This is a genomic window from Paramagnetospirillum caucaseum (genome assembly GCF_000342045.1).
Taxonomy (GTDB): domain Bacteria; phylum Pseudomonadota; class Alphaproteobacteria; order Rhodospirillales; family Magnetospirillaceae; genus Phaeospirillum; species Phaeospirillum caucaseum.
The window spans coordinates 1-598 of sequence record NZ_AONQ01000196.1 but is presented as its reverse complement, the minus strand read 5'-3'; the positions used below and the strand labels follow the sequence as shown (position 1 = coordinate 598).

The following is a 598-nucleotide window of genomic DNA, read 5'->3' as shown; positions in this document are numbered from 1 at the left end:
AGACCACCGACATCGCCGCCCTGACCACCACCCAGGTGAGCGGCATCACCAGCACCCAGACCGGGGCGCTGACCACCACGGCCCTGTCCGGCATCACCTCCACCGAGGTGGCGGTGCTCTCCACCACCCAGATCAATGCGCTCTCCACCACCAACGCGGCGGCGCTCTCCACCACCCAGATCGACGGCCTGACCGCCACCAACGTGGCCGGCCTGACCACCACCGTGATCAACGCCCTGGCCACCACCACCCTGGCCAGCCTGACCGCCACCCAGGCGGCGGCCCTGACCTCGACCCAGACGGCCGGCCTGACCACCACCCAGCTGGAATCCCTGACCACCACCGAGGTGGCGGCCCTGACCGCGACCGCCGTCAACACGCTGACCACCACCAACGTGGCGGCCCTGTCCACCACCCAGGTCGGCGCCCTGACCACCACCCAGGTTTCCAGCCTGGCCACCACCACCCTGAACGCCCTGCAGACCACCGACGTGGCGGCGCTGTCCACCACCCAGGTGCGCTCGCTGACCACCAGCCAGGTCGCGGAACTGACCACCACCCAGGTCAACGCCCTGGAGACCACCGACATCGCGGCGCT

The 598-nt window shown here is 70.4% G+C and carries 1 pseudogene; it reads left to right on the top strand.

Annotated elements, in window-relative coordinates:
• Nucleotides 1–598: pseudogene (locus H261_RS25650) on the top strand (beta strand repeat-containing protein); the annotation flags it as partial.